17 protein-coding genes and 1 pseudogene are annotated in these 22,867 nt (G+C 70.3%); 6 read left to right on the forward strand and 12 right to left on the reverse strand.

The window, feature by feature from the left end; all coding sequences use genetic code 11:
- Positions 1-65: 65 nt before the first annotated feature.
- The 7 genes and pseudogenes from OHS59_RS30600 to OHS59_RS30630 all read right to left on the reverse strand — a co-directional run bounded on the left by OHS59_RS30600 (position 66) and on the right by OHS59_RS30630 (position 8,735).
- A pseudogene (locus OHS59_RS30600) lies at positions 66-1,176 on the reverse strand (aldose epimerase family protein).
- A 62-nt stretch (positions 1,177-1,238) separates the two neighbouring features.
- Positions 1,239-2,486, reverse strand: a complete 1,248-nt coding sequence (mmsB, locus tag OHS59_RS30605; RefSeq protein WP_328496571.1) for a multiple monosaccharide ABC transporter permease — start codon at positions 2,484-2,486, stop codon at positions 1,239-1,241.
- A gap of 5 nt (positions 2,487-2,491) precedes the next feature.
- Positions 2,492-4,033 (reverse strand): multiple monosaccharide ABC transporter ATP-binding protein, encoded by a 1,542-nt coding sequence (mmsA, locus tag OHS59_RS30610; RefSeq protein WP_328496572.1) that lies wholly within the window; start codon positions 4,031-4,033, stop codon positions 2,492-2,494.
- Positions 4,034-4,068: 35 nt separating this feature from the next.
- Positions 4,069-5,181: a multiple monosaccharide ABC transporter substrate-binding protein gene (chvE, locus tag OHS59_RS30615; RefSeq protein ID WP_328496573.1), complete on the reverse strand. Its 1,113-nt coding sequence runs from the start codon at positions 5,179-5,181 to the stop codon at positions 4,069-4,071.
- Positions 5,182-5,315: 134 nt separating this feature from the next.
- Positions 5,316-6,284, reverse strand: coding sequence for a hypothetical protein (locus OHS59_RS30620; protein ID WP_328496574.1), 969 nt, complete (start codon positions 6,282-6,284; stop codon positions 5,316-5,318).
- Between the two features lie 134 nt (positions 6,285-6,418).
- On the reverse strand, positions 6,419-7,432 hold the full coding sequence (locus OHS59_RS30625; protein WP_328496575.1) for a zinc-dependent alcohol dehydrogenase: 1,014 nt from the start codon (positions 7,430-7,432) through the stop codon (positions 6,419-6,421).
- 142 nt (positions 7,433-7,574) lie between these two features.
- The gene (locus OHS59_RS30630; RefSeq protein ID WP_328496576.1) at positions 7,575-8,735 is read right to left on the reverse strand and encodes a mandelate racemase/muconate lactonizing enzyme family protein; all 1,161 of its coding nucleotides are present in this window, start codon (positions 8,733-8,735) and stop codon (positions 7,575-7,577) included.
- A gap of 264 nt (positions 8,736-8,999) precedes the next feature.
- Here OHS59_RS30630 and OHS59_RS30635 point away from each other — a divergent pair, with 264 nt between their 5' ends.
- The gene (locus OHS59_RS30635; RefSeq protein ID WP_328496577.1) at positions 9,000-9,746 is read left to right on the forward strand and encodes an SCO2400 family protein; all 747 of its coding nucleotides are present in this window, start codon (positions 9,000-9,002) and stop codon (positions 9,744-9,746) included.
- 240 nt (positions 9,747-9,986) lie between these two features.
- On the opposite strand, the gene OHS59_RS30640 is transcribed toward OHS59_RS30635, so the two are convergent.
- Entirely contained in the window at positions 9,987-10,454 is a 468-nt protein-coding gene (locus OHS59_RS30640; RefSeq protein ID WP_328496578.1) for a MarR family winged helix-turn-helix transcriptional regulator, read from the reverse strand.
- Between the two features lie 113 nt (positions 10,455-10,567).
- On the opposite strand from OHS59_RS30640, the gene OHS59_RS30645 reads away from it, so the two are divergent.
- Complete coding sequence (locus OHS59_RS30645) at positions 10,568-11,590, forward strand: NADP-dependent oxidoreductase (RefSeq protein ID WP_328496579.1); 1,023 nt, start codon at positions 10,568-10,570, stop codon at positions 11,588-11,590.
- A 119-nt stretch (positions 11,591-11,709) separates the two neighbouring features.
- On the forward strand, positions 11,710-12,138 hold the full coding sequence (locus OHS59_RS30650; protein ID WP_328496580.1) for an organic hydroperoxide resistance protein: 429 nt from the start codon (positions 11,710-11,712) through the stop codon (positions 12,136-12,138).
- 158 nt (positions 12,139-12,296) lie between these two features.
- Here the strand turns inward: OHS59_RS30650 and OHS59_RS30655 are convergent, their stop codons facing one another.
- Both OHS59_RS30655 and OHS59_RS30660 read right to left on the reverse strand, forming a co-directional pair.
- Positions 12,297-13,442: a serine hydrolase domain-containing protein gene (locus OHS59_RS30655; RefSeq protein WP_328496581.1), complete on the reverse strand. Its 1,146-nt coding sequence runs from the start codon at positions 13,440-13,442 to the stop codon at positions 12,297-12,299.
- A gap of 84 nt (positions 13,443-13,526) precedes the next feature.
- The gene (locus OHS59_RS30660) at positions 13,527-16,100 is read right to left on the reverse strand and encodes a M14 family zinc carboxypeptidase (protein WP_328496582.1); all 2,574 of its coding nucleotides are present in this window, start codon (positions 16,098-16,100) and stop codon (positions 13,527-13,529) included.
- Between the two features lie 205 nt (positions 16,101-16,305).
- Between OHS59_RS30660 and OHS59_RS30665 the strand changes: the two genes are divergently transcribed.
- Together OHS59_RS30665 and OHS59_RS30670 are read left to right on the forward strand one after the other, a co-directional pair.
- Entirely contained in the window at positions 16,306-17,169 is an 864-nt protein-coding gene (locus OHS59_RS30665) for a hypothetical protein (protein ID WP_328496583.1), read from the forward strand.
- A gap of 334 nt (positions 17,170-17,503) precedes the next feature.
- Complete coding sequence (locus OHS59_RS30670) at positions 17,504-18,301, forward strand: EI24 domain-containing protein (protein ID WP_328496584.1); 798 nt, start codon at positions 17,504-17,506, stop codon at positions 18,299-18,301.
- Here OHS59_RS30670 and OHS59_RS30675 read toward each other — a convergent pair.
- Positions 18,298-19,578 carry a pyroglutamyl peptidase gene (locus OHS59_RS30675; protein WP_328496585.1) on the reverse strand — a complete coding sequence of 427 codons (1,281 nt, stop codon included), beginning with the start codon at positions 19,576-19,578 and terminating at the stop codon, positions 18,298-18,300. The genes OHS59_RS30670 and OHS59_RS30675 overlap by 4 nt on opposite strands.
- Before the next feature lie 118 nt (positions 19,579-19,696).
- Complete coding sequence (locus tag OHS59_RS30680; protein ID WP_328496586.1) at positions 19,697-20,266, reverse strand: TetR/AcrR family transcriptional regulator; 570 nt, start codon at positions 20,264-20,266, stop codon at positions 19,697-19,699.
- Positions 20,267-20,407: 141 nt separating this feature from the next.
- On the opposite strand from OHS59_RS30680, the gene OHS59_RS30685 reads away from it, so the two are divergent.
- On the forward strand, positions 20,408-22,846 hold the full coding sequence (locus OHS59_RS30685) for a glycoside hydrolase family 3 protein (RefSeq protein ID WP_328496587.1): 2,439 nt from the start codon (positions 20,408-20,410) through the stop codon (positions 22,844-22,846).
- The last annotated feature ends 21 nt before the right edge of the window (positions 22,847-22,867 follow it).

Consider the following 22,867-nt stretch of genomic DNA (forward strand, 5'->3'; position numbering starts at 1 on the left):
CCTGTGTGCCCCTGTTCAACGACTGTGAATCGATGTGGAAGTTGTGAACCACCTGTGAAGAGTGGTCACATGTTGAACGAATGGACCGTCGTCGACCGGTACGTCCCGCCGGGCCTGAGAACGGTCGAGGGGAACTCCGGGCGGTTCGGCGAGTCGGGGAAGTGCTGGGTCTCCAGGCACACCGCGTCGCCCTGCCGGTAGACCCGGCCGCCGGGTCCGACGAGGTCTCCGTCCAGGAAGTTTCCGGTGTAGAGCTGCATGCCCGGCTCGGTCGTCGCGATCTTCAGGGTGCGGCCGGAGACCGGCTCCCTGAGGTGCGCGATGTGCTCGGGGCGCGCCGTGAGTCCCTTGTCCAGGACCATGTTGTGGTCGATGCCCTTGGCGTACAGCAGTTGCGGATCGTCCCGCCGCAGGTCCGCCCCGAGCGTCTTCGGCGTACGGAAGTCGAAGGCGGTGCCCGCGACCTCGGCGAGCTCCCCGGTGGGGACGAGCCCGGCGTCGACCGGCGTGTAGCGGGACGCGGCGACCGTCAGCACATGGTCGTGGACGGAGCCGCTGCCCTCGCCGGCCAGGTTCCAGTACACGTGGTTGGTGAGGTTGACGACGGTGGCCCGGTCGGTGGTCGCCTCGTAGTCGACCCGCCAGTCGCCCTGCCCGGTGAGGGTGTAGGTGACCTTCGTGGTCAGCGTGCCGGGGTAGCCCATCTCGCCGTCGGGGCTGGTGCGGCGCAGGACCAGGCCCACGTCGGAGCCGGACTCGTAACCCTCCACGTCCCAGATGCGCCGGTCGAAGCCCTCGGGCCCGCCGTGCAGGTTGTGGCCGCCGTCGTTGACGGGCAGCCGGAAGTCCTCACCGTCGAGGGCGAACCGGCCCTTGGCGATGCGGTTGCCGTAGCGGCCGATGATCGCGCCGAAGTAGGGGCTGGACGTCTCGTACGCCTCGACGGTGTCGAAACCGAGCGAGACGTTGGTGTACCCGCCGTCGCGGTCGGGGAGTTCCAGGGACTGGACGATGCCGCCGTAACTGAGGACCTTCAGCCGCGTGCCGCCGTTCTCAAGCGACCAGCGGTGGACCTTCGTTCCGTCGGCGAGTTCGCCAAAGAGTTCTTTCACCGGTTCCTGATCTTCCCGAGACGTGGACTGTTCCTGCGACGTGTGCTTTTCCTGTCGCGCACAAAGAAAAGCACAAAGAAAAATGGGGCCCCGTGGACGGTACGTCCACGGGGCCCCACCTGCACGTTACGAGCCGACCTTGCGCTTGTTCCAGACGTCGAAGCCGACCGCCAGGAGCAGCACCAGGCCCTTGATGACCTGCTGCCAGTCGCTGCCGACGCCGACGAGGTTCATGCCGTTGTTGAGGACACCCAGCACGACACCACCGATGATCGCGCCGAGGACGGTGCCCACACCGCCGCTCATCGACGCGCCGCCGATGAACGACGCGGCGATCGCCTCCAGTTCGAAGTTCACACCGGCCTTGGGCGAGGCCGCGTTGAAGCGGGCCGCGAAGACCAGACCGGCGAGCGCCGCGAGCATGCCCATGTTGAGGAAGACCAGGAAGGTGACCTTCTTGTCCCGCACACCGGAGAGCTTCGCGGCGGGCAGGTTGCCGCCGATCGCGTAGATGTGGCGGCCGATGACGGCGTTGCGCATCACGTAGCCGAAGCCGACGACGAGGACGCCGAGGATGATCAGCACCACCGGCGCGCCCTTGTAGCTGGCGAGCATCATCGTCACCGTGAGCACCGCGGCGGCCAGGGCCACGATCTTCAGCAGGAACAGCTTGAACGGCGGCACGTCGAGCGCGAACTCCTGCTGCCGCCTGCGGTCACGGAACTCCTGCAGCACGATGAACGCGATCACGGCGAAGCCGAGCAGCAGCGTGAGGTTGTGGTAGTTGGTGTCCGGGCCGACCTCGGGGAGGAAGCCGTTGGAGACCTTCTGCAGACCCTCGGGGAACGGGCCGAGCGTCTGGCCCTCCAGGAAGATCTCCGTCAGACCGCGGAAGGTCAGCATTCCCGCCAGGGTGACGATGAAGGACGGTATGCCGAGATACGCGATGAAGAAGCCTTGCGCGGCTCCCGCGGCGGCGCCCAGGAGCAGGCACAGCACCACGGCGATCGGCCAGTCGAGGTCGTGCTTGACCATCAGCACGGCCGCCACCGCGCCCACGAAGGCGGTGAGCGAGCCGACCGACAGGTCGATGTGGCCCGCGATGATGACGAGCATCATGCCGATCGCGAGGATCAGGATGTAGCTGTTCTGCAGCACCAGGTTGGAGACGTTGCGCGGGAGCAGCAGGTCGCCGTCGGTCCACACCGCGAACAGCACCACGATCAGGCCCAGCGCGATCAGCATGCCGTACTGCCGCATGTTGCGGCGCATGCCGTCGACCATCAGCTGCAGCAGGCCGTCGCCGCCGCCTGTCGAGCCGCCCTTGCCGGCGGGGGCCGGCGCGGGGGACTTGGCGGTCACATTCGTGCTCATCGGTCTTACCTCTTGTCCTTCGTCATCTGGCGCATCAGCACTTCCTGCGTGGCCTCGGCCCGCTGGACCTCACCGGTCAGCCGCCCGGCGGACATCGTGTAGATGCGGTCGCACATTCCGAGCAGTTCGGGCAGCTCGGAGGAGATGAAGACGACCGCCTTGCCCTCGGCGGCCAGTTTGTCGATGACCGTGTAGATCTCGAACTTGGCGCCCACGTCGATGCCGCGGGTCGGCTCGTCCAGGATCAGCACGTCGGGACCCGCGAAGATCCACTTGCTGAGGACGACCTTCTGCTGGTTGCCGCCCGACAGCTTGCCCACCGGCTCGAAGACGGTCGGCGCCTTGATGTTCATCGACTTGCGGAAGCCCTCGGAGACCTGCCGCTCGGCGTGCTCGTCGACGACACCGCCCTTGGCGACCTTGCCCAGCGCGCTGAGCGAGATGTTCCGGTTGATGGTGTCGATGAGGTTGAGGCCGTAGTGCTTGCGGTCCTCGGTCACGTACGCGATGCCGTGCTTGACCGCGTCCGACACGGTCTTCGTACGGATCTCCTTGCCGTCCTTGAGGACGGTGCCGCCCGCGTACCGGCCGTAGGTGCGCCCGAAGACGCTCATCGCCAGCTCGGTGCGCCCGGCGCCCATGAGCCCGGCGATACCGACGATCTCCCCGCGGCGCACCTGGATCGACACGTCGTCGACGACCTTGCGCTGCTGGTCGATCGGGTGGTGCACGGTCCAGTTGCGGATCTCCAGGGCCGGAGCCGCGCCCACCTCCGTGTCGTGCGGGGTGCGTTCCGGGAAGCGGTGGTCGAGGTCGCGTCCGACCATGCCGCTGATGATCCGGTCCTCGGTGGTCTCCGCGGCCTTCACGTCGAGGGTCTCGATGGACCGCCCGTCGCGCAGGATGGTCACCGAGTCCGCGACCGTCTCGATCTCGTTGAGCTTGTGCGAGATGATGATCGAGGTGATGCCCTGGTCCTTGAGACCCAGGATGAGCTCCAGGAGCTTGCCGCTGTCCTCGTCGTTCAGAGCCGCCGTCGGCTCGTCGAGGATCAGCAGCTTCACCTTCTTCGACAGCGCCTTCGCGATCTCGACGAGCTGCTGCTTGCCCACGCCGATGTCGGCGACGCGGGTGTCGGGGTGCTCGTCGAGCCCGACCCGCCGCAGCAGTTCGGTCGCGTGCTTCAGCGTCTCGGTCCAGCTGATGAACCCGCGCGTGGCGTGCTCGTTGCCGAGGAAGATGTTCTCCGCGATGGAGAGGTAGGGCACCAGGGCAAGCTCCTGGTGGATGATCACGATGCCGTGCTGCTCGCTCGCCCTGATGTCCTTGAACGTGCAGGGCTCACCCTCGAAGAGGATGTCGCCCTCGTACGTCCCGTGCGGGTGGACGCCGGAGAGGACCTTCATGAGGGTCGACTTCCCGGCGCCGTTCTCCCCGCAGATGGCGTGGACCTCGCCGGGCCGGACGCTCAGAGAGACGTCCGACAGCGCCTTGACGCCGGGGAAGGTCTTGACGATCGAGCGCATTTCCAGGACGGGTCCCGCCATGGTCGTGCCTTCCAATCCTTAGAAAACGGCGGTTGTTACTTGAGGTCGCTTTCCTTGATGTAGCCCGAGTCGACGACAACTTCCTTGTAGTTCGACTTGTCGACGTTGACCGGGTCCAGCAGGTACGCGGGGACGACCTTCGCGCCGTTGTCGTACGTCTTGGTGTCGTTCGTCTCCGGCTTCTTGTCCTTCAGCACGGAGTCGACCATGTTCGCGGCCACCTCGGCGAGCTTGCGGGTGTCCTTGTAGACGGTCTGCGTCTGCTGGCCGGCGATGATCGACTTCACCGAGGCGACCTCGGCGTCCTGGCCCGTGACGATGGGCAGCGGCTTGCTCTTGCTGCCGTAGTCGTCCGACTTGAGCGCGGACAGGATGCCGATGGAGATGCCGTCGTAGGGCGAGAGCACCGCGTCGACCTTGGCGCTCTTGTACGCCGAGGTGAGCAGGTCGTCCATGCGCTTCTGGGCGGTGCCGCCGTCCCAGCGCAGGGTGGTGACCTGGTTGAGCTTCGTCTGACCGGACTTGACGACCAGCTGCTTCTTGTCGATGTACGGCTGCAGGGCGTTCATCGCGCCCTTGAAGAAGTACTGGGTGTTGTTGTCGTCGTTGGAGCCGGCGAAGAGCTCGACGTTGAACGGGCCCTTCTTCGAGCCGTCCTTCAGACCGAGCTTCTCGACGATGTAGCCGCCCTGGAGCTCGCCGACCTTCTCGTTGTCGAACGACGCGTAGTAGTCGACGTTCGGCGAGTTGAGGATCAGGCGGTCGTAGGAGATGACCGGGATGTCGGCTTCCTTGGCCTGCTGCAGAACGTTGTCGAGCGACTTGTTGTCGATCGCAGCGATGATCAGCGCGGAGACACCCTGCGTGATCATGTTCTCGATCTGCGAGACCTGCGTGTCCGGGTCGTCCTCACCGTAGGCCAGCTTGGTCTTGTAGCCGGCGGCCTTGAGGTTCTTCTCCACGTTGGCGCCATCGGCGATCCAGCGCTCCGAGGACTTGGTCGGCATGGCGATGCCGACGGTGGAACCCTTCGCGTCTCCCTTGTCGCCCTCACTGCCGCCGTCACTGTCCTGCCCGCAGGCGGAGAGGGTGAGGGCGAGGGAGGCTGCCGCGGCTATGGCGGAGAGGGCTGCCTTGCGATTACGCATGATCATCTTCCTTGATGCTCTGACGGGGGCTCGGTCTTCAGTTGTAGGGCGTTGGAGCGAGGAACGACCGAGAGGAGATGTGTGGGATTGTGTTCGGCCGCGTCGGCTTTTGTGAAGGGGGTGTAGTCGGAACGTTATGAGGGAATGTCAAACCGTTGGAGTGTTCCGGGCAGTCGCGAGCCGAGCGGCGCCATGTCGCCGTCCGCGCCGTGCCGCGCCAGCAGGTCCAGGGCGAGCCGGCCGCGCCGCACCCTCTCCCGTGCCGTGGACAGCGTCAGGTCCCTCATGTGGTGGCCGTACGGGTAGATCCCGGGGGCCTTGGACAGGCCGAACTTCAGGTACAGCGGTGCGCCGCGCCGGATCAGCTCGGCCACCTCGTACATGCGCACGTAGCCGCCGAGATCGTCGGGGGCCTCGATGTACATGTCCATGGGGGCTGCGCTGACCCTGCGGATCTCCGTCAGGTGGTCCAGCGTGAGATCGCTGGGCACGTTGATGGAGTCTCCGCCGAGCTGCTCGTACACGGCGTACGCCGCCGGGTTGACCGGACCGATGAGCGCCGAGACCTTGAGCGTGGTGTCGGCCGGGATGATCCCGGCGACACGGGCCCTGTGCAGAGTCCACAGCACGCCCTCGTCAGCCACGAGGAGGCACTTTACGCCCAACTCCGTTGCGCGTACGGCGTCTTCGAGACAGCCCGCCACCGCATCGTGACCACGCGCCCTGGTACCGCCGCCCCGCGAGTCCGTACGCGTCGAGCCGCCGATGTCCCACGTGCCGCGCGGACCCGTGAAGAGGCACAGCTCGATGTCCCGCTCGGCGGTGGCGTCGACCATCTCGGTGATCTCGGCGTCGGTCAGCATCCAGACGCCGCTGCCCTGGCTGATCCGGTGGATCGGCACATCGAGCCGCGAGGCCTCCTTGAGGACCACGGCCAGCGCCTCGGGCCCCTCGCAGGAGGGGATCTCGGTACGCCACCGGCCGCCTCCCGGGAAGGAGTGCGGTGAGGCGTCGGCGGGGGACAGGGCGGGGGCGCCCAGGCCGAGCGCGGCGAGCGCCTGCTCACCGGGTCGACGGGCCGCTCTGGGAGAAGCGTCGGTCACAAGCTTTCCTTAGCTCTGGCGAAGTATTCGTTCGATATGTCGGACATGGTTCGTGTCGGTGGATGTACGCCGGTGCGGAGCGTCAGGTCTCCGCACCGGCGCACGGATCGGGGGCCGGCCGGTACCGCGGGCCCTCAGGGGCGCAGCAGCACCTTGCCGACCTTCGGATCGCCGGACCCCACAAGCTCGATGGCGTGGGCGAACTCGTCCAACGGAAGTTCGTGTGTCACCAGCGGCAGCGGATCGAGAAGCCCCGCGCCGAAGACCCGTACCGTGTGCGCCCAGGCCTCCGGCGGCGCCCCGAACACGGTGTGCACCTCCAGCTGCCGTACGACGAGGTCCGTGGGGTCCAGACCCTCCGCGCCCGCCGCCGGGATGCCCGTGAGCACCAGTCGGCCGCCGCGCCTGAGCAGCGAGGCGGCGGTGGTCGCGGCGGTCGCCGAACCGGCGGTCTCGATCACCACGTCGAAGTCGGCGGGCAGCTCCTGGTCCCGGGTACGGAAGTCGGTGGCGCCGAACTTCCTCGACAGCTCCGCACGGTCCGGGCGGGTGCCCACCACGAGCAGCTCCGAGGGCGAACCCGCCTTCAGGAACTGCACGGCGAACATGCCGAGCGTGCCGGTGCCGACGACCGCGACCCGCTCACCGGGCCGCGCGTTCGCCTTCAGCGCCGCCGCCGCGATGCAGGCCGCGGGCTCCAGGAGCGCCGCCGCCGTCAGGTCGGCGTCGTCCGGGAGGACGTGCAGCAGCCGGGCGGGCAGCGTGAGCGTGCCGGCCATCGCGCCGGGCTGGGTGAAGCCCGTCTCCTCGTAGCCGGCCGTGCACAACGTTGTCTCGCCCTCGTGGCAGCGGTCGCAGACCTGGCAGTTGCGGAACCCCTCGCCCACCACCTTGCGGCCCACGAGACCCTCGGGGACCCCGCCGCCGACCGCCTCGACCGTCCCGGACCACTCGTGGCCCGGGGTCAGCGGATAACGGACGTACCCCTCGGGGCGGTTGCCCTGGAACACCTCGCGGTCACTGCCGCAGATCCCGCTCGCGTGGACCCGTACCAGGGCCTCGCCGGCGGAAGGTGCCGTGGGCTCGTGGGGGGCCAGCCGGTGCTCGCCCGGCCCCTCGATGACGACGGCCTGGGATGCGGCGCTCATGACTGCTCCGTGGCGGTGGGGCGGGTCGGGGTCCCGAGGAGGCGGTACGCCCTTCGGGCCGCCGCGGCCCGCGACGACGGCGGCGTCCGGCGGCTGGGCACAGCCTGCCACAGACCCCTGTACAACTCGGCGCCGGGCGCCGTCACTTGGAAGCGCCCTTCGGCTTGCGCTGCTCCCAGCCGTCCGCCCACAGGTCGAAGCGCGCCTGCTGCTGCGGGAACTCCGCCGCCGCGTCGGTGTCCAGCTCGACACCGAGACCGGGCTCGTGCGACAGCTCGAAGTAGCCGTCGACGACCTGCGGAGCACCCTTGACGATCTTCTTGATGTCCGCGTCGGCGAAGTCGTTGAAGTGTTCGAGGATCTTGAAGTTCGGGGAGCTGAAGCCGACCTGGAGGGAGGCGGCGGTGAGGACCGGGCCACCCACGTTGTGGGGCGCCACGAGGACGTAGTGGGCCTCGGCGGTCGCCGCCAGCTTCCGGGTCTCCCAGATGCCGCCGAGGTGGCCGACGTCCGGCTGGATGATGTCCACGGCCTGGCTCTCGAACAGCTCACGGAACTCGATGCGATCGTGAATACGCTCGCCCGTCGCGACCGGGATGTCGACCTTCGCCGCCACCTTCTCCAGCGCCTTCAGGTTCTCCGGCGGAACCGGCTCCTCAAGCCACGCGGGCTTGAAGGGTGCGAGATCACGGGCGAGCCGGATGGCCGTCGCCGGCGAGAAGCGGCCGTGCATCTCCAGCATCAGCTCGGTGTCCGGACCGATCGCGTCACGGACCGCCTCGATCAGCGAGACCGAGTACAGCGACTGCTCGTGGTCCAGCTCGAAGTGCCCCGTCCCGAACGGGTCGATCTTCAGCGCCTTGTACCCGCGTGCGACGACCGCCTGAGCCGCCTTGTGGTACGCCTCCGGAGTGCGCTCCGTGGTGTACCAGCCGTTCGCGTACGCCTTCACGCGGTCGGTGACCTTGCCGCCCAGCAGCTGCCACACGGGCACGCCCAGGGCCTTGCCCTTGATGTCCCAGCACGCCATCTCGATCACGGCGATACCGGACATCACGATCTCGCCGGCGCGCCCGTAGTCGCCGTACTTCATGCGGCGTACGAGGTCCTCGACAGCGAAGGGGTCGGAACCGAGAATGTGATTGGCCTGCGCCTCGCGCAGATAGCCGATCAGCGCGTCGGTGTGCCCCAGCATGCGGGTCTCGCCGACTCCGGTGATGCCCTCGTCGGTGTGCACCTGGACATAGGTCAGGTTGCGCCATGGCGTCCCGACCACGTGTGTGCTGATTCCGGTGATGCGCACGGAAATTGCCCCTTGTGCTCTGCGGCTGCTTTTTACTTCTGTTCGATATTTCGTCACACGTTCGAAATGCTGGCCAGACAGTAAGGATGTGGCGGCGTAAGTGTCAATGGGTCGAACGAAGAACGGTTTCGGCGCGATGGCGAAGGAAGGCGGGGAATGGTCCGGCCTGTCCTCAACTGGCACACCCGAACGGGCAGTTCAGCACAGAACTTTCACAGCTTCGGCTGTGAACGTGACCTGAGCGGAGTTTAGTCTTCCGGCGTCATGGACTACTGCCTCCCGTGCCAACGGCACCTCAATGGCGCCCTCGCTTGCCCGGGGTGCGGTACATCGGCCGAAGCCTGCCGGGAGTACGCCGCCTCCCAGGACGAGCGGGAGGGCGCCGACGAGCGCGACGACCCGCCGGGCGAGGGTGACGGCGACGAGTCGGAGGGCGGCGCGGGGCGCCGGGCCCGGCGTGGACGCGGCGGGAGCCGCGGGGTGCGCGCGAACCGGCGCGACCGGAAGGCCGCGTTGCACCGGCGGCGGCGCAAGCGGGTGCTCCTCGTGGCTGCGGGGCTGCTGCTCGCGGCCGGCGGGCTGAGCCTCGCCGAACTGGGCATCGAGGCGCCCTCCTCCGAGCCGAAGGCGTCGGCCGAGGAGAAGCCGTCGGCCGGGTCCTCGGCCTCCGCGGACGGGTCGGCGGCGTCCGGCGGGGGCGGCGCCGGGTCTCCGGGAGCCTCGCCCTCCGCCTCCGAGTCGAAGAAGTCCAAGGACTCCGAGAAGGACAAGGCCAAGAAGGACGGCAAGGACAAGAAGGACGACGAGGGTACGGAATCGGCCGGTTCGGCGTCGGCGACGGTCGATCCGACGTCCTCCGCGCCGGCCCCGGGGTCGTCGGACCCCGGCGCTCCCGAGGCGTCGGATCCCGGTACGCCCGATCCCGACCCCACGACGGAGGACCCGGGCTCCGACGACCCGGAACCGAGCCCGACGGAGTCGTGCGACCGCTTCTTGTGGTGGTGCACGTAGCCGCTGGCCGCGGGGTGGCTGGTTTGTAGGGTGCGGGCCGGCGGGGGCTTGTCGCGCAGTTCCCCGCGCCCCTGGCGGTGGGGCCTGAGGCCGGTTCGCCGGGTGCGGGCCGGTGGGGGTTGGCCGCGCAGTTCCCCGCGCCCCTAGGGGGCGGGGCCCTTCAGGGGTGCGGGGAACGGCGCAATCTTTTGTTTTTAGGGGCGCGGGGGACGGCGCGGCCGGCCCCCACCGGGCCGCAGGTCATTCGGCGACGGGGCCGTCCCCCACCCCGGTGGGCCCGTCCAGCATGCGCAGCAGCAGGCCCCGCAAAGCCATCCGCTCCTCCCGCGACAGCCCGGCCAACGGCTCCCGGGCGAACCGAAGGGACAACCGCAGGCTCCGGGCGACAGCCCGCCCCTCCTCCGTCACCGCGGCCAGCTTCACCCGCCGGTCGGACGGATCCGGTCGCCGCTCCGCCAGTCCCCGCGCCTCCAGCCGGTCCACGATCCCGGTCACGTTCGACGGCTCGCACTTGAGCTTCTGGGCCAGCCGCCGCATCGGCAGCGGCTCCAGCGAGAGCAGGCTCAGCAGCCGCGCCTGCGCCCCCGTCAGCGCGTGCTCCGCCGCCGCGTCCTCGTACTCCTCGTGGTAACGGGCCACGACCGTGCCGATGAGGTCGACGACCTCAAGAGTCAGTGGGTCGAACGAGGGAGTCTTCTGTGTGGCCATGACCGACAGGCTACCCGGTTACTTGACATCATGAAATATTCAGGAGCATGGTTGTTTCACATACTGAAGCATTCTCATGTGTGGAACCCGTTGCACCAGGAAAGGCGCCCTCCATGACCGACACATCCGAGCTCCCCACCACGAACCGCGAATGGCACCTCGTGAGCCGCCCGGTCGGCGTGCCGAAGCCCGAGGACTTCGCCCTCGTCGAGGCCGACCTGAAGCAGCCCGGCCCGGACCAGATCGTCGTGCGCAACAAGCACCTCTCCGTGGACCCGTACATGCGCGGCCGTATGAGCGCCGCCAAGTCGTACGTCGCCCCCTTCGAACTGGGCAAGGTCATGCAGGGCGGCGCGGTCGGCGAGGTCGTCGCGTCGAACGCCGCGGGTGTCTCCGTCGGCGACCACGTCCTGCACCACTTCGGCTGGCGCGAGTACGCCGTCTTCGACGCCAAGCAGGCCGTCAAGGTGGACGCCGAGGCCGCGCCCCTGACCACGTACCTCGGTGTCCTCGGCATGACCGGCCTCACGGCGTACGCGGGCCTGCTGCGCACCGCCTCCTTCAAGGAGGGCGACTCCGTCTTCGTGTCCGGTGCGGCCGGCGCCGTCGGCAGCCAGGTCGGCCAGATCGCCAAGCTCAAGGGCGCCTCGCGGGTCATCGGCTCCGCCGGCTCCGACGAGAAGGTCAAGCTGCTCGTGGAGGAGTACGGCTTCGACGCCGCCTTCAACTACAAGAGCGGCCCCGTGGGCGAGCAGCTCAGAAAGGCCGCCCCGGACGGGGTCGACGTCTACTTCGACAACGTCGGCGGTGACCACCTGGAGGCGGCCATCGGCTCCCTCAACCTGCACGGCCGGATCGCCATCTGCGGAATGATCTCCGTCTACAACAACACGGAGCCCGCTCCCGGCCCGAAGAACCTCGCCCGCCTCATCGCCACCCGCGGCCGTATCCAGGGCCTGCTCGTCGGCGACCACTACGACCTGCAGCCGCAGTTCGTCCAGGAGGTCGGCCCCTGGGTCGCGTCCGGCGAGCTCAAGTACCGCGAGACGGTCGTCGAGGGCATCGAGAACAACCTGGAGGCGTTCCTCGGGGTTCTGCGCGGCGACAACACCGGGAAGATGATCGTCACGCTCTGAGTCGACATGACTTTCGGTGGCAGGGGCTTCTGCCACCCTTCCGTCATGCGGTAATTTCTTTCCGAAGCTGTCGTGAATCGTGGGCGCGAGTCGCGGCGGACCAAGGAGGAACACACCGTATGTCCAGCTCCGCAATCCGACCTTCCGATGTCCTGTACACCGCCGTGGCCACCGCGGAGAACGGCCGTGACGGCCGGGTCGCCACCGATGACGGCGTGCTCGATGTCGTCGTGAATCCGCCCAAGGAGATGGGTGGGAGCGGCTCCGGCACGAACCCGGAGCAGTTGTTCGCGGCGGGCTACAGTGCCTGCTTCCAGGGTGCGCTCGGTGTTGTCGCCCGCCGGGAGAACGCCGACATCTCCGGGTCGACCGTCACGGCGAAGGTCGGTATCGGCAAGAACGACGACGGGTTCGGGATCATCGTGGAGATCTCCGCGGACATCCCGAACGTCGACCCTGCGGTGGCGCGGGCGCTGCTGGAGAAGGCGCACGAGGTGTGCCCGTACTCCAAGGCGACGCGCGACAACATCACGGTCACCTTGACCTGACCTCCCCGGCGGGGGCCGCCCGCGCAGTTCCCCGCGCCCCTAAAGGATTGCGCCGTTCCCCGCGCCCCCAAGAAGGGGCGCGGGGAACGGCGCAATCCTTTCGTCTTTGGGGCCGCGGCCGATTGGGGGGGCTGAACCCCCGGTTCACGAGGCCGTGCTCAAGAGCGTGCCGCCGAGTGAACGGCGAGAACCAACCGCTGGTTCTCCGGCGCCGCGCCGCCCGGGAACGCGATCCGCCGCCGCGTGTACCCGTACGCCAACCCCGCCCGGGGATCCGCGAACCCCTGCGACCCACCGGCCCCACTGTGCCCGAAGGCCCCCGCCCCCAGGAACGGATGCCACATGTCGGCCGTGGCCTGGAACCCCAGCCCGTACGACTTGTGCGCCCGCGCGACCAGGTCGTACCCCACGGAGTGGATCTGCCCCACCTCGGCGACCGTGTCCGGCTTGAGCAGGGCGGCCCGCCCGCCGAGACCGACCGCCGCCGCGTACATCCCGGCGAGCCCGCGCGCGGAGGCGACCCCACCCGCGGACGCCTGCCCCGAGGCCCGCACCGCACGCGAGTTGGGGAAGTCCACCAGCGGCACAGCCCCCGGCACATGCTCGTTGAACGCGATCGAGGCCAGCGTGTGCGGCCCCCGGGGCGTCGCGTCCAGCAGCGCCTGCTCCGGCGGCGTCGGCGTCATCGGCTGCACCGACAGGTACCGGTGCTCCTCCGACTCGGGCAGCCCCAGATAGAAGCCCAGCCCGTGCGGCGCGCGGATCCGCTCCTCGTACACCTCCTGGAGCGTACGGCCGGTGACCCGTCGTACGACCTCGCCCGTGAGTGCGCCGATCACCAGCGCGTGGTAGCCGAAGGCCGTGCCCGGCCGCCAGAACGGCCGCTGGGCGGCGAGCCGTTCGGCGACCACCCGGTCGTCGGCCAGCTCGTCGAGGGTGAAGCCCGCGTCCGACCCGACCAGCCCCGCCCGGTGCGCCAGCAGCTCCCGCAGGGTCACCGCGGACTTGCCCTCCGCCGCGAACTCCGGCCAGTAATGGGCCACTTCGCGGTCCAGGTCCAGCGTGCCGTCCTGCACGAGCAGGGCGACCACCAGGTGGGCCGCCCCCTTCGAGGACGAGAAGACCCCGAACAGCGTGTCGCCGTCGGTGTCCGCGCCGGTCCACAGATCGACGACCCGCCGCCCCCGCACGTACGCGCTCAACTGGCCCGCGTAGTCCGGGCGTTCGGCGGCGACGACGGACGCGAACTCCTCGCGCACCGCCTCGAAGCCTTCGGCGACGGTGCCGTGGATCTCCTGTGCCATCCGTGCTCTCCTCGTATCGCCGGATCCCGGGACCTGTGGATCTCCGGATCCCCGTTCTCAGTGTTCCCTGTTCACTCTCTGCTCTCAGGACACGGTCAGCAAGGCCCGTGCCACCTGGGGGAATTCACCCTTCGGATGATCGCGGAAGAGCGGCTCCGTGCCGAACAGCACGGCATGCGGTCCGCTGACCACCGAAGCCCGTCCCGCGGCCTGCGCGGGGCCGCCGCTGCCGTCCTCCAGCGCACGCCAGTGGCCCGAGACGAGCGGAGCGCCGCTCGCGTACGACTGCTCCACGCGCACCCCGGCGCCGAGTCCCGTGAACCACACCGGCGCGTAGACGAAACTGTGGTCGGGCGCGCCCGCGGTCACCCCGCCGCCGGACGAGTTGACCACGCGGACCACGCCGTTGGCGTCCGGGTTGCCCTCCACCGGCTCGACCGCGAGGAGCCCCGCGGCGGCGTTGACGGCCGCCCCGGTGGCCCCGCGGCCCACAAGCCCGGCGCGGGCCAGGAAGGCGTCCAGGGCGGTGCGTGCGGTCGCGTCGAGGTCGGCGGGGTCCAGTCCCGAGGACGCGAACAGGACGTCCGCCCGCGACCAGTCGAAGCCCGCGTTGAGGACCGCCGTGGACACCGGGACGACGTCGAAGTTCATCTCCCGCAGGGCGAACAGCTCTCCCGGCGTGACCGCCGCGGCGACCCGGACCCGCCGCAGCGGAGCGCCCCCGGCGGCCTTCGTCGCGTCGAAGGCCACGTCGTACGTCCTCGCGAGCGCCGCGGCCCTCGCGCGGGCCGACGCGGGCACGATCGCACTGCCGTCGGCCGCCCGGCGTACCGGAACACCGTCCGCCAGCAGGGAGTTGAGGGCGGCGATCTCGCGGGCGTCGTCGAGACGCAGCCGCAGTGTGCCGCGCGGTGCCACGTACCCGACCTTCGAGGCGGCGTGCACCGCGCGGTCCGGCACGGCGAGCTTCGCGGTCCGTACGGTGTCGACGGTCGCCCCCCACAGCCGGCCGAGGCTCCAGCCGGAGATGTCGTACATCACCGACACCTTGTCGCTGATGTCCCGGCCGTCCGCCAGCATCACATTGGCCATGCCGCGCTTCGGCTGCCGCAGGTCGACGACGTACGAACCCTTCGCGTACGCCTTCCCGCCGAGCCTGAAGTCCCTTGTGGCCTGCCGGACCTGAACGTCGTTGGCGAGCAGGTGGTCGACGAGCCGGGCCGCGGCCGGGGCCGAGCGCTGGGCGTCGGCGCCCGCCGGAATCACGTACGCGCGGGGGAAGTCCGTCGTGTAGACGTCCTCCGGGCCGATGCCGGGGACGCCCGGCACGGTCTCCGGCGAGACGGGGACCTGCGCGGCGCCCGTCACGCTCCGGCGGAAGACCTCGATCTGGTCGGCGACGAGCGAACCGCGGTGCGTGCGGGCGTAGTCGAGGCTGGCGCGCATCGCCGCGCCCGCGATGGCCACGTTGATCGCCGAGCGGCGGCGCAGCTCGGTGACGGGCAGTTCGTCGTACTCCTCGTTGTTCACCGCCATCGGGAACTCGACCGTGTGCGCGGCGACCGTGCCGTGGAACGGCATGTACTGCGGGGTGAAGATCGGCGGCCAGTCGTCCCAGCCCTCCTCCTGGTCGCGGAAGGGAATCTGCGCGGGCTCGACGCCGTCAGCCCCGGGGGTGTATCCGAGGCCGTTGACGGCGGCCTCCATGCCGAGCGCGTTGGCGTAGGTGTTCTTCAGGAAGAGGTCGTACTCGTAGTTCTCACCGTGCGGGGGAGTCGTCGGCTCGATGAGCGTGCCGTTGACGTAACCGTGCAGGTCGACCATGAGCGCGGGCTGCTTGTCGATCGCGATCTGCCGCATCGCCCGTACCTCGGGCTGCGAGGCGGTCACGAAGTCGCGGTTCAGGTCGAAGCCGTTGGCGTTCGCGCGGGTGCCGGCGATACGGCCGTCAGGGTTCGCGGTGACGTTGAAGTACACGCGGTTGTGGGCGAGGAGGTCGGCGGTGGCCCCGTCCTTCGCCGTGGCGAGCTTCTCGATCAGCTTGAGGGAGGCGTCCGTGCCCTCCCACTCGTTGCCGTGGATGTTGTTGTTGAAGAAGACCGGCGTCTTGTAGTCACGCTTGACGGCGGGGTCCTTGGCGGCGGCGACGGGCGCGTTCTCGATCAGCTCGCGCATACGCTCCTGGGCGCGCGCCTGCCCGGCCGACTCGGGCGCGGTGACGGTGACCAGATAGAGCCGATGGCCGCCGGCCGACCGGCCCGCGACCTCCACGCTCACTCGGTCGCCGATCCGCTGCAGGGCGTTCAGCTTCGGGGAGATGGCGTGATACGGGGTGAGGCCCAGCTTGACGGACTTGTCCGCAGGGTCCTCCGGGTCCGGGGTGAGGACCTGCTCGCGCGGATAGCCCCGTACGGACCCCGAGCCGGGGGTGAGTTCGGTGACCGGGGCGGTCAGGGCGCGATCGGTGGCGCTCTCGGGTGCCTTCGCGGCACCGCCGGAGAGGCCGCCGTAGGGACCGGATCCCTCGCGGACCGGAGCCTCGGGGCCGGGGCCGGGGCCGGGCGTCGGGTCGGCGACGGCGCCGTTCGGGGTGAGCAGGAGCGCGGCCGCCGCGGTGGCGGTGGCCGTGGCGATCAGGACGGGTCTCGGTAGGCGCACGTGTACCTCCACGGAGAGGGCCTGACGGGGGTCACTTCGGTACGGGAGGTCTACCTGTTCGTCTCTCGTGCAACAAGGGGGCGTTGCCGTAACCAATGGGGCGGACGCGGGGTCCCCGGCCGATCGGAGGGGGCATCCTGGGTGTGGCCCCGGCAACCCGGCAGGCACCCGGCAGCACGCGCGCGTGAGGCGAGGAGAGCAGCCCATGGCAACGATTCCGTCGCTCCCCAGCAGGGACGACGTCGCGCGTATCGCGCGCAGCACGACCGACATCACCGGCCAGCTCCTGGACACCGCGGGGAACCTCACCCGCATCGCCGTCAACACCTTCGACCCGAGGGACGGTTCGGGCGCGGAGGTACTGCGGGTGCTGCGTGAGACGACCGCCGAACTGGCCGAGGCGAGTGCGTCGCCCGAGGCGCAGGAGGCGTTCTACCGGATCGTGGACACGCTGACGCGGCTGGGGACGAGCGGGGCGCCGCTCGCCGTCCACCCGGTCAGCGAGCCGGCGCGGGCGCTGCTCACCGCGCTCGGGGACAGCCTGCTGCCGCTCCTCGACGCGGTGGAGCCCGCGGTGGAGGAGGCCGCGGAGGCGCTGGGGGAGCTGGTGGACGCCACGTCGCCGCTGCTGCCCGCGGCGGCGGGGGTGGCGGCCGGGACGCTGCTGGTGCTCGCGCCGGTGATCCGCGCGGCGGCGGACGTGCTGCGGGACTCGTCGCCCGAACTACGGCGGGTCGCGGACGCGTTGACGTCGGCGCTGGCTCCGCTGCTGCCCGTGCAGGTGGCGTTGGCGGAGCGGGCGGCCGTGGCGGGGGCGGGGGCGGTCCGCGCGGTGCTGCCGCCGCTGGCCGACCTCACGGAGGTGGCTGCCGCCGGGTTCCGGGCGGGGCGGCCGTTGCTGATCGCGGGGGAGGAGGTGGTGGTCTCCGGGCTCGAACGGCTCCAGCCGCTGCTTCTCGCTTCCGCGGGGTGGGCGGGGAGGGTGGCTCGGGCGGGGGCGGTGCGGGTGTCCGCGGCGGTCTCGCCTGCGGCGGGCCCGGCGGTAGTGGTGGCCGTCCACCCATCGTGACGCGCGTCCCCCACGGGCCGGTCGCGCCGTTCCCCGCGCCCCTGAGGGGGTGCGTGCGGGGGTCGTTCGTCGGGCGCGGGCCGTCGTGGGTTGCCCGCGCCGTTCCCCGCGCCCCTCAGGGAGTGGGGCCTGGCGTCGGCTTGCACGGTGCGGGCCGTGGGGGCTGGCCGCGCCGTTCCCCGCGCCCCTGAAGGGGGCCCTTCAGGGGCGCGGGGAACGGCGCAGTCTTTTGCTTTTGAGAGGCGCGGGGAACTGCGCGGCCAGCCCCCACCGGCCCGCAGTCGGCGGAGGTACGTGAGGGGGGCTGCGGCGGCGCCCCGGGTAAGGTGCAGGCATGCGTGATCTTGGGGTGGGGTTCCGGTACTTGCTGCGCGGCCAGCGCTGGGTGACCAGGCACGGAAAACAGTTCGGCTTCGGACTGATCCCGGGCCTCATCACCCTCGTGCTGTACGCCGCAGCCCTGATCGCCCTGGCCCTGTGGGGCACGGACTTCGTCACCTGGGCCACCCCCTTCGCCGACGACTGGTCGTCCCCCTGGCCCGGCCTCTTCCGCGGCTTCCTGACGGCGGTCCTCTTCGCCCTCGCCCTGCTCCTCTCCGTGCTCACCTTCACCGCCGCCACCCTCGTCATCGGCCAGCCCTTCTACGAGAGCCTCTCCGAGAAGGTGGACCGGGACGTCTCCCCGGACGGCACGGCCCCCGAGTCGGGCCTCCCGCTCTGGCGCGAACTGCTGATCTCGACCCGGGACAGCCTCCGGATCGTGGCCCGGGCCGTGGTGTGGGGCGTACTGCTCTTCGCGCTCGGGTTCGTCCCGTTCGTCGGCCAGACCGTCGTCCCGGTGATCGGCTTCTTCGTCACCGGCTTCTTCCTCACCGAGGAGCTGACGGCGGTCGCCCTGCAACGCCGCGGCGTGGTGGTCCGCGACCGCCTCACCATGCTCCGCTCCCGAAGGATGCTCGTCTGGGGCTTCGGCACCCCGCTGGCCATCGCCTTCCTCGTCCCCTTCGTCGCCGTCTTCCTGATGCCCGGCGCGGTCGCGGGCGCCACACTGATGGCCCGCGACCTGCTGGGCGAGGAGACCCGCGGCGAGAACCCGGACGCCGAGAACCCGGACGAGCACCCCGCGGGCTAGTCCGTCGCTCCGTCCGCCGCCACCGTCAGGATCGACCGCACCTGGGCGATGATGTCCAGCCGGTTCTGCACGAACTGGGCGTCGGTGACCGCCCCGCTCGCCGGATCCGTGTTGCCCGCCCCGAACTCCAGTACCGGCGTGTGGACATGCCCGCCGGGGAGCGAGCCGCCCAGACCGAGCCGGTCCCGCAGAAGCGTCGCGCGGTAGGCGATCTCGTTGGAGAGGTAGTTGCCGCCCCCGCCCGCCCGGGCCGTCGAGCCGGCGGTCGGCCCCTCGGGGCGCACGACGGGATCCGTCCCGCCCGCCGGGATCTCGGTCACCGACGTGTTGTCGTACACGGGGAAACGCCCCGTGTCCGCGGCGACGATGTCCTTGTACGGGAGGGTGGTCGTCGTCCACTGCGGCTGCGAGGCCGGGTCGGTGACCGGGACCGTCTCGGTGCGTGAGAGGTTCTCGTTGTCCGGGAAGCCGCCCCGCCAGGCCCCGTTGGTGCGCTCGATGTCGAAGCGGCCCACCCGACCCTGGCTGACCGTCGTGAACAGGTCGACGTGCGGGAGATGCGGACGCAGCGTCCGTTCCACGGTCAGGTCGGCGAAGTCCTGCCAGCGGACCGGGAAGACGGCCGTCTCGATGCGCGCCGGACCGTCCGCCGTCCTGATCACCGTGCCGTCCAGAGCGAGCGCGGTCGCCCCCGACGGGTTGGAGATCCGCACGTCCCGGTCCAGCGTGAACGGGTCGAAGCCGGTCAACAGGATCCGCTTGACCTTCGTGGAACCGGACTTGGACGTGGACTTCGACTTGGCGTGCGGATAGCGGATGGTGTCCTGGCCGCGCGAGGTCCGCTCCAGCGCGGCGAGCAGCTTCGCGCGCCGGGCCTCGGTGAGGCCGAACTCCGGCTGCCACTGGCGTACTTCGCGGGTCATGCCGAGCCGGGCCCAGTACAGCGGCCGGTCGTCGTCCCTGCTGAGGTCGCCGCCCGCGGGGCCGCGGCCCTGGGCCCGGTCCACCGCCCGCTGCCACAGCCGGGCGCCCTGCCGTTCGACCACCCGCTCGGCCTGCGCGTACGAGCGGGCCTTGCCCAGGGCCCGGGTGAACTCCGTTGCCACCGTGTCGAATCCGGAGCGGGCCAGGATCTCCTGGGGCGCCGCCTTGGCGAGGCGCTGTTCCTCCACGGTGGGCGCCGCAGCGGGGTTCTCCGCGGCGAGGGCGGGCGGTGCGGCGAGTCCGGCCAGCAGAGCCAGGCCGAGGGCGCCGATCCGAACACGTATGTGCGTCAAGGCGGTTCAGGTCCTTCCGTCGCGAGTGGGGACGTCGTCGGATGGCGGCAGTATGCGTGACGCGCGGGACGCACGCCATAACGCGTGACCCTGGTGACGCCGGTGACCCCGGTGAGGGTCAGCCCTCGCCCAGCAGCGTGAGGAAGTCCCGGAACGCCGCCGGCATGTCCACCGACTCCGGCGCGAGCAGCCACTGGTACTGCAGCCCGTCCATCACCGCGACGAGCAGGGGCGCGGCCCGCTCCGGAGTGAGCCCGCTCGGCAGCCGCTCCCCGTACTCGGTCCGCAGCATCCTGGCCATGTTCGCGCGTACGGCCTCGTACCGTTCGGTGAAGAACTCGCGCGCCGGATGCCCCTCCGTGACGCTCTCGCCGAGCAGCGCCGAGAAGGTCTGTACGATTCCGGGCCGCATGGCGTTGTACTCGACCAGCTGGCCCAGCAGTTCGAGCCGCCACCCCGTGCCGGGGACCGCGTCCCACTGGTCGCGCTCCGCAAGGACGGCGACGAGCAGCGCCTCCTTGGTGGGGAAGTGGTGCAGCAGCCCCTGCGGGGTGAGGGCGACCCGCTCGGCGACCGCCGCCAGGCTCGCGCCCCGGTAGCCGCGCTCGGCGATCACCTCCAGCGCCGCCCGGAGGATCTCCGCGCGCCGCTCCGTGCCCCTGGCCGATCTGGGCGCCCCGCTCGTCATGACGTCACCGTACGACGGACAGGGCTCTCCATGCGGCTCTCCATCCAGAGATTATTACACCAGGATAACGAAACCTACCGATCAACAGGTAACGCGGGCAGGATGGTATCGACGGAGCGGACTCAACGAGGAGGCACGGCCATGGCAGGAACGCGGCCCACCCCGGCCGATCAGGCGCGCGAGGCGGTGGTCGAGGCGGCTCTCGCGCGCCTCGACCTGGACACGAAGGCGCGGCTGCTCGCCGGCCAGGACATGTGGTCCCTGCCCGAGCTGCCCGAGATCGGGCTGAAGTCACTGGTCATGTCCGACGGCCCGATCGGCGTCCGGGGCGTGCGCTGGACCGCCGACGACCCGTCCATCGCCCTGCCGTCCCCGACCGCGCTCGCCGCCACCTGGGACCCCGCCCTGGCCCGCCGCGCGGGCCGCCTCCTCGCCCAGGAGGCCCGCCGCAAGGGCGTCCACGTGCTGCTCGCCCCCACGGTCAACCTGCACCGCTCCCCGCTCGGCGGCCGGCACTTCGAGGCGTACAGCGAGGACCCGTACCTCACCGGACGGATCGGCACCGGGTACGTGAGGGGCGTACAGGAGGGCGGGGTCGGGACCACCGTCAAGCACTTCGTCGCCAACGACGCCGAGACCGACCGCTTCACCGTGAACAACGTGGTCTCGCGGCGCGCCCTGCGCGAGCTGTACCTGGCCCCCTTCGAGGCCATCGTCGAGAACGCCCACCCCTGGGGCATCATGACCGCCTACAACTCGGTCAACGGCACCACGATGAGCGAGCACCGGTACCTGGTCGAGGAGATCCTGCGCGGAGAATGGGGCTTCGACGGCTTCAACGTCTCCGACTGGATGGCCGCCCGCTCGACCGTCGGCGCCATCGAGGGCGGCCTGGACGTCGCGATGCCCGGCCCGACCACCGTGTACGGGCCCGCGCTCGCCGCCGCCGTCCGGGCCGGCGAGACCGACGAGGCCAAGGTCGACGGGGCCGTGCGCAACGTCCTGCGCCTCGCCGCCCGCGTCGGCATCCTGGAGGGCGCCGCACCGGTCGTCACCGAGGTTCCCCCGACGGTCGACGGCGAGTCCCTGGCCCGCGAGATCGCCCGCCGCTCCTTCGTCCTCGTACGCAACGAAGGCGCACTCCCGCTCCCCGCCGGGCACTCGGTCGCGCTCCTCGGCGCCGCCGCCCGTGACGCCCGCGTTCTCGGCGGCGGCTCCGCCACCGTCTTCCCGGCCCACGTCGTCTCCCCGCTCGACGGCCTCACCGCCGCACTGCCCGAGGGCGCGCTGACGTACGCGGTCGGCGCCGACCCGAGCCAGGAACTGGCCGCCGCCGACAAGGGGTTCGAGCTGCGCGCGGTCTGCCGCGACACCGAGTGCACCGTGCTGGGCACGCGCTCCGCGCCGAGCGGCCACATCCAGTGGATGGGCAACGACCTGCCCGACGGCGTCACCCACGACAGCCTCCACAGCGTCGAACTGACCGGCACCTTCACCCCGCGCGAGAGCGGCCCGCACACGTTCGGCATCAAGGGGCTGGGCGCCTTCACGCTCACGATCGACGGCGCCGAGCACTTCGACGGGGTCCAGAGCACCGACCTGGACGACCCGTTCGTGACGTTCTTCGGCGACCCCGTGAAGCACGCGACGGTGGACCTGACGGCCGGCAGCTCCTACGAGATCTCCCTGCGCCACATCGTCGTCGTCCCCGCAGACGCGCCCATGCGGGTCATCAGCTTCACGCTCGCCCACCAGGAGCCCGCCCGCGACCCCGACGAACTGATCGCCGAGGCCGTCGCCGCGGCCCGCGCCGCCGACTCGGCGATCGTCGTGGTCGCCACGACCGAACGCGTGGAGTCCGAGGGCTTCGACCGCAAGGACCTCCGACTCCCGGGCCGTCAGGACGAGTTGGTGCACGCGGTCGCCGCCGCCAACCCGAACACCGTGGTGGTCGTCAACTCCGGATCCCCGGTGGAACTGCCGTGGCGCGACGAGGTCGCCGCCGTGCTGCTCGGCTGGTTCCCGGGCCAGGAGGGCGGCGCGGCCCTCGCCGACGTCCTCACCGGCGCCCACGAGCCCGGCGGCCGGCTCCCCACCACCTGGGGCCCGTTGGAGTCCGCCCCCGTCACCGGGGTCACCCCCACCGAAGGTGAACTCCCTTACACGGAGGACGTGTTCATCGGCTACCGGGCCTGGGAGAAGGAGGGCCGCACCCCGACGTACCCCTTCGGTCACGGCCTCGGCTACACCGACTGGACATACGACGAGATCGACGTGACGGGCACGACGGTCACGGTCCGGCTCACCAACTCCGGCACCCGCACGGGCCGCGAGACCGTCCAGCTCTACCTGACCCCGTCGGACCCCACCCCCGACCGTCCGACCCGCTGGCTGGCGGGCTTCGCGACGGTCGAGGCCGCCCCAGGAGAGTCGGTACACACGTCCATCGACCTCCCGGTCCGAGCCTTCGAGATCTGGGACGAAGAGTCCAACACCTGGACCCCGGTGAAGGGCACCTACGAGATCGAGGCGTCCCACAGCCTCACGGACACCCGACTGAGGGCGCCCATTAGCTTTTAGCTTTTAGGGGCGCGGGGAACG

This window comes from Streptomyces sp. NBC_00414 (assembly GCF_036038375.1).
Lineage (GTDB): Bacteria > Actinomycetota > Actinomycetes > Streptomycetales > Streptomycetaceae > Streptomyces.

Excerpts from the sequence above, each read along its gene's own strand:
- mmsB (WP_328496571.1), bottom strand. The coding sequence starts at position 2,486 with ATGAGCACGAATGTGACCGCCAAGTCCCCCGCGCCGGCCCCCGCCGGC.
- mmsA (WP_328496572.1), bottom strand. The coding sequence starts at position 4,033 with ATGGCGGGACCCGTCCTGGAAATGCGCTCGATCGTCAAGACCTTCCCC.
- chvE (WP_328496573.1), bottom strand. The coding sequence starts at position 5,181 with ATGCGTAATCGCAAGGCAGCCCTCTCCGCCATAGCCGCGGCAGCCTCC.
- OHS59_RS30625 (WP_328496575.1), bottom strand. The coding sequence starts at position 7,432 with ATGAGCGCCGCATCCCAGGCCGTCGTCATCGAGGGGCCGGGCGAGCAC.
- OHS59_RS30635 (WP_328496577.1), top strand. The coding sequence starts at position 9,000 with ATGGACTACTGCCTCCCGTGCCAACGGCACCTCAATGGCGCCCTCGCT.
- OHS59_RS30640 (WP_328496578.1), bottom strand. The coding sequence starts at position 10,454 with ATGGCCACACAGAAGACTCCCTCGTTCGACCCACTGACTCTTGAGGTC.
- OHS59_RS30645 (WP_328496579.1), top strand. The coding sequence starts at position 10,568 with ATGACCGACACATCCGAGCTCCCCACCACGAACCGCGAATGGCACCTC.
- OHS59_RS30650 (WP_328496580.1), top strand. The coding sequence starts at position 11,710 with ATGTCCAGCTCCGCAATCCGACCTTCCGATGTCCTGTACACCGCCGTG.
- OHS59_RS30655 (WP_328496581.1), bottom strand. The coding sequence starts at position 13,442 with ATGGCACAGGAGATCCACGGCACCGTCGCCGAAGGCTTCGAGGCGGTG.
- OHS59_RS30665 (WP_328496583.1), top strand. The coding sequence starts at position 16,306 with ATGGCAACGATTCCGTCGCTCCCCAGCAGGGACGACGTCGCGCGTATC.
- OHS59_RS30670 (WP_328496584.1), top strand. The coding sequence starts at position 17,504 with ATGCGTGATCTTGGGGTGGGGTTCCGGTACTTGCTGCGCGGCCAGCGC.
- OHS59_RS30680 (WP_328496586.1), bottom strand. The coding sequence starts at position 20,266 with ATGACGAGCGGGGCGCCCAGATCGGCCAGGGGCACGGAGCGGCGCGCG.
- OHS59_RS30685 (WP_328496587.1), top strand. The coding sequence starts at position 20,408 with ATGGCAGGAACGCGGCCCACCCCGGCCGATCAGGCGCGCGAGGCGGTG.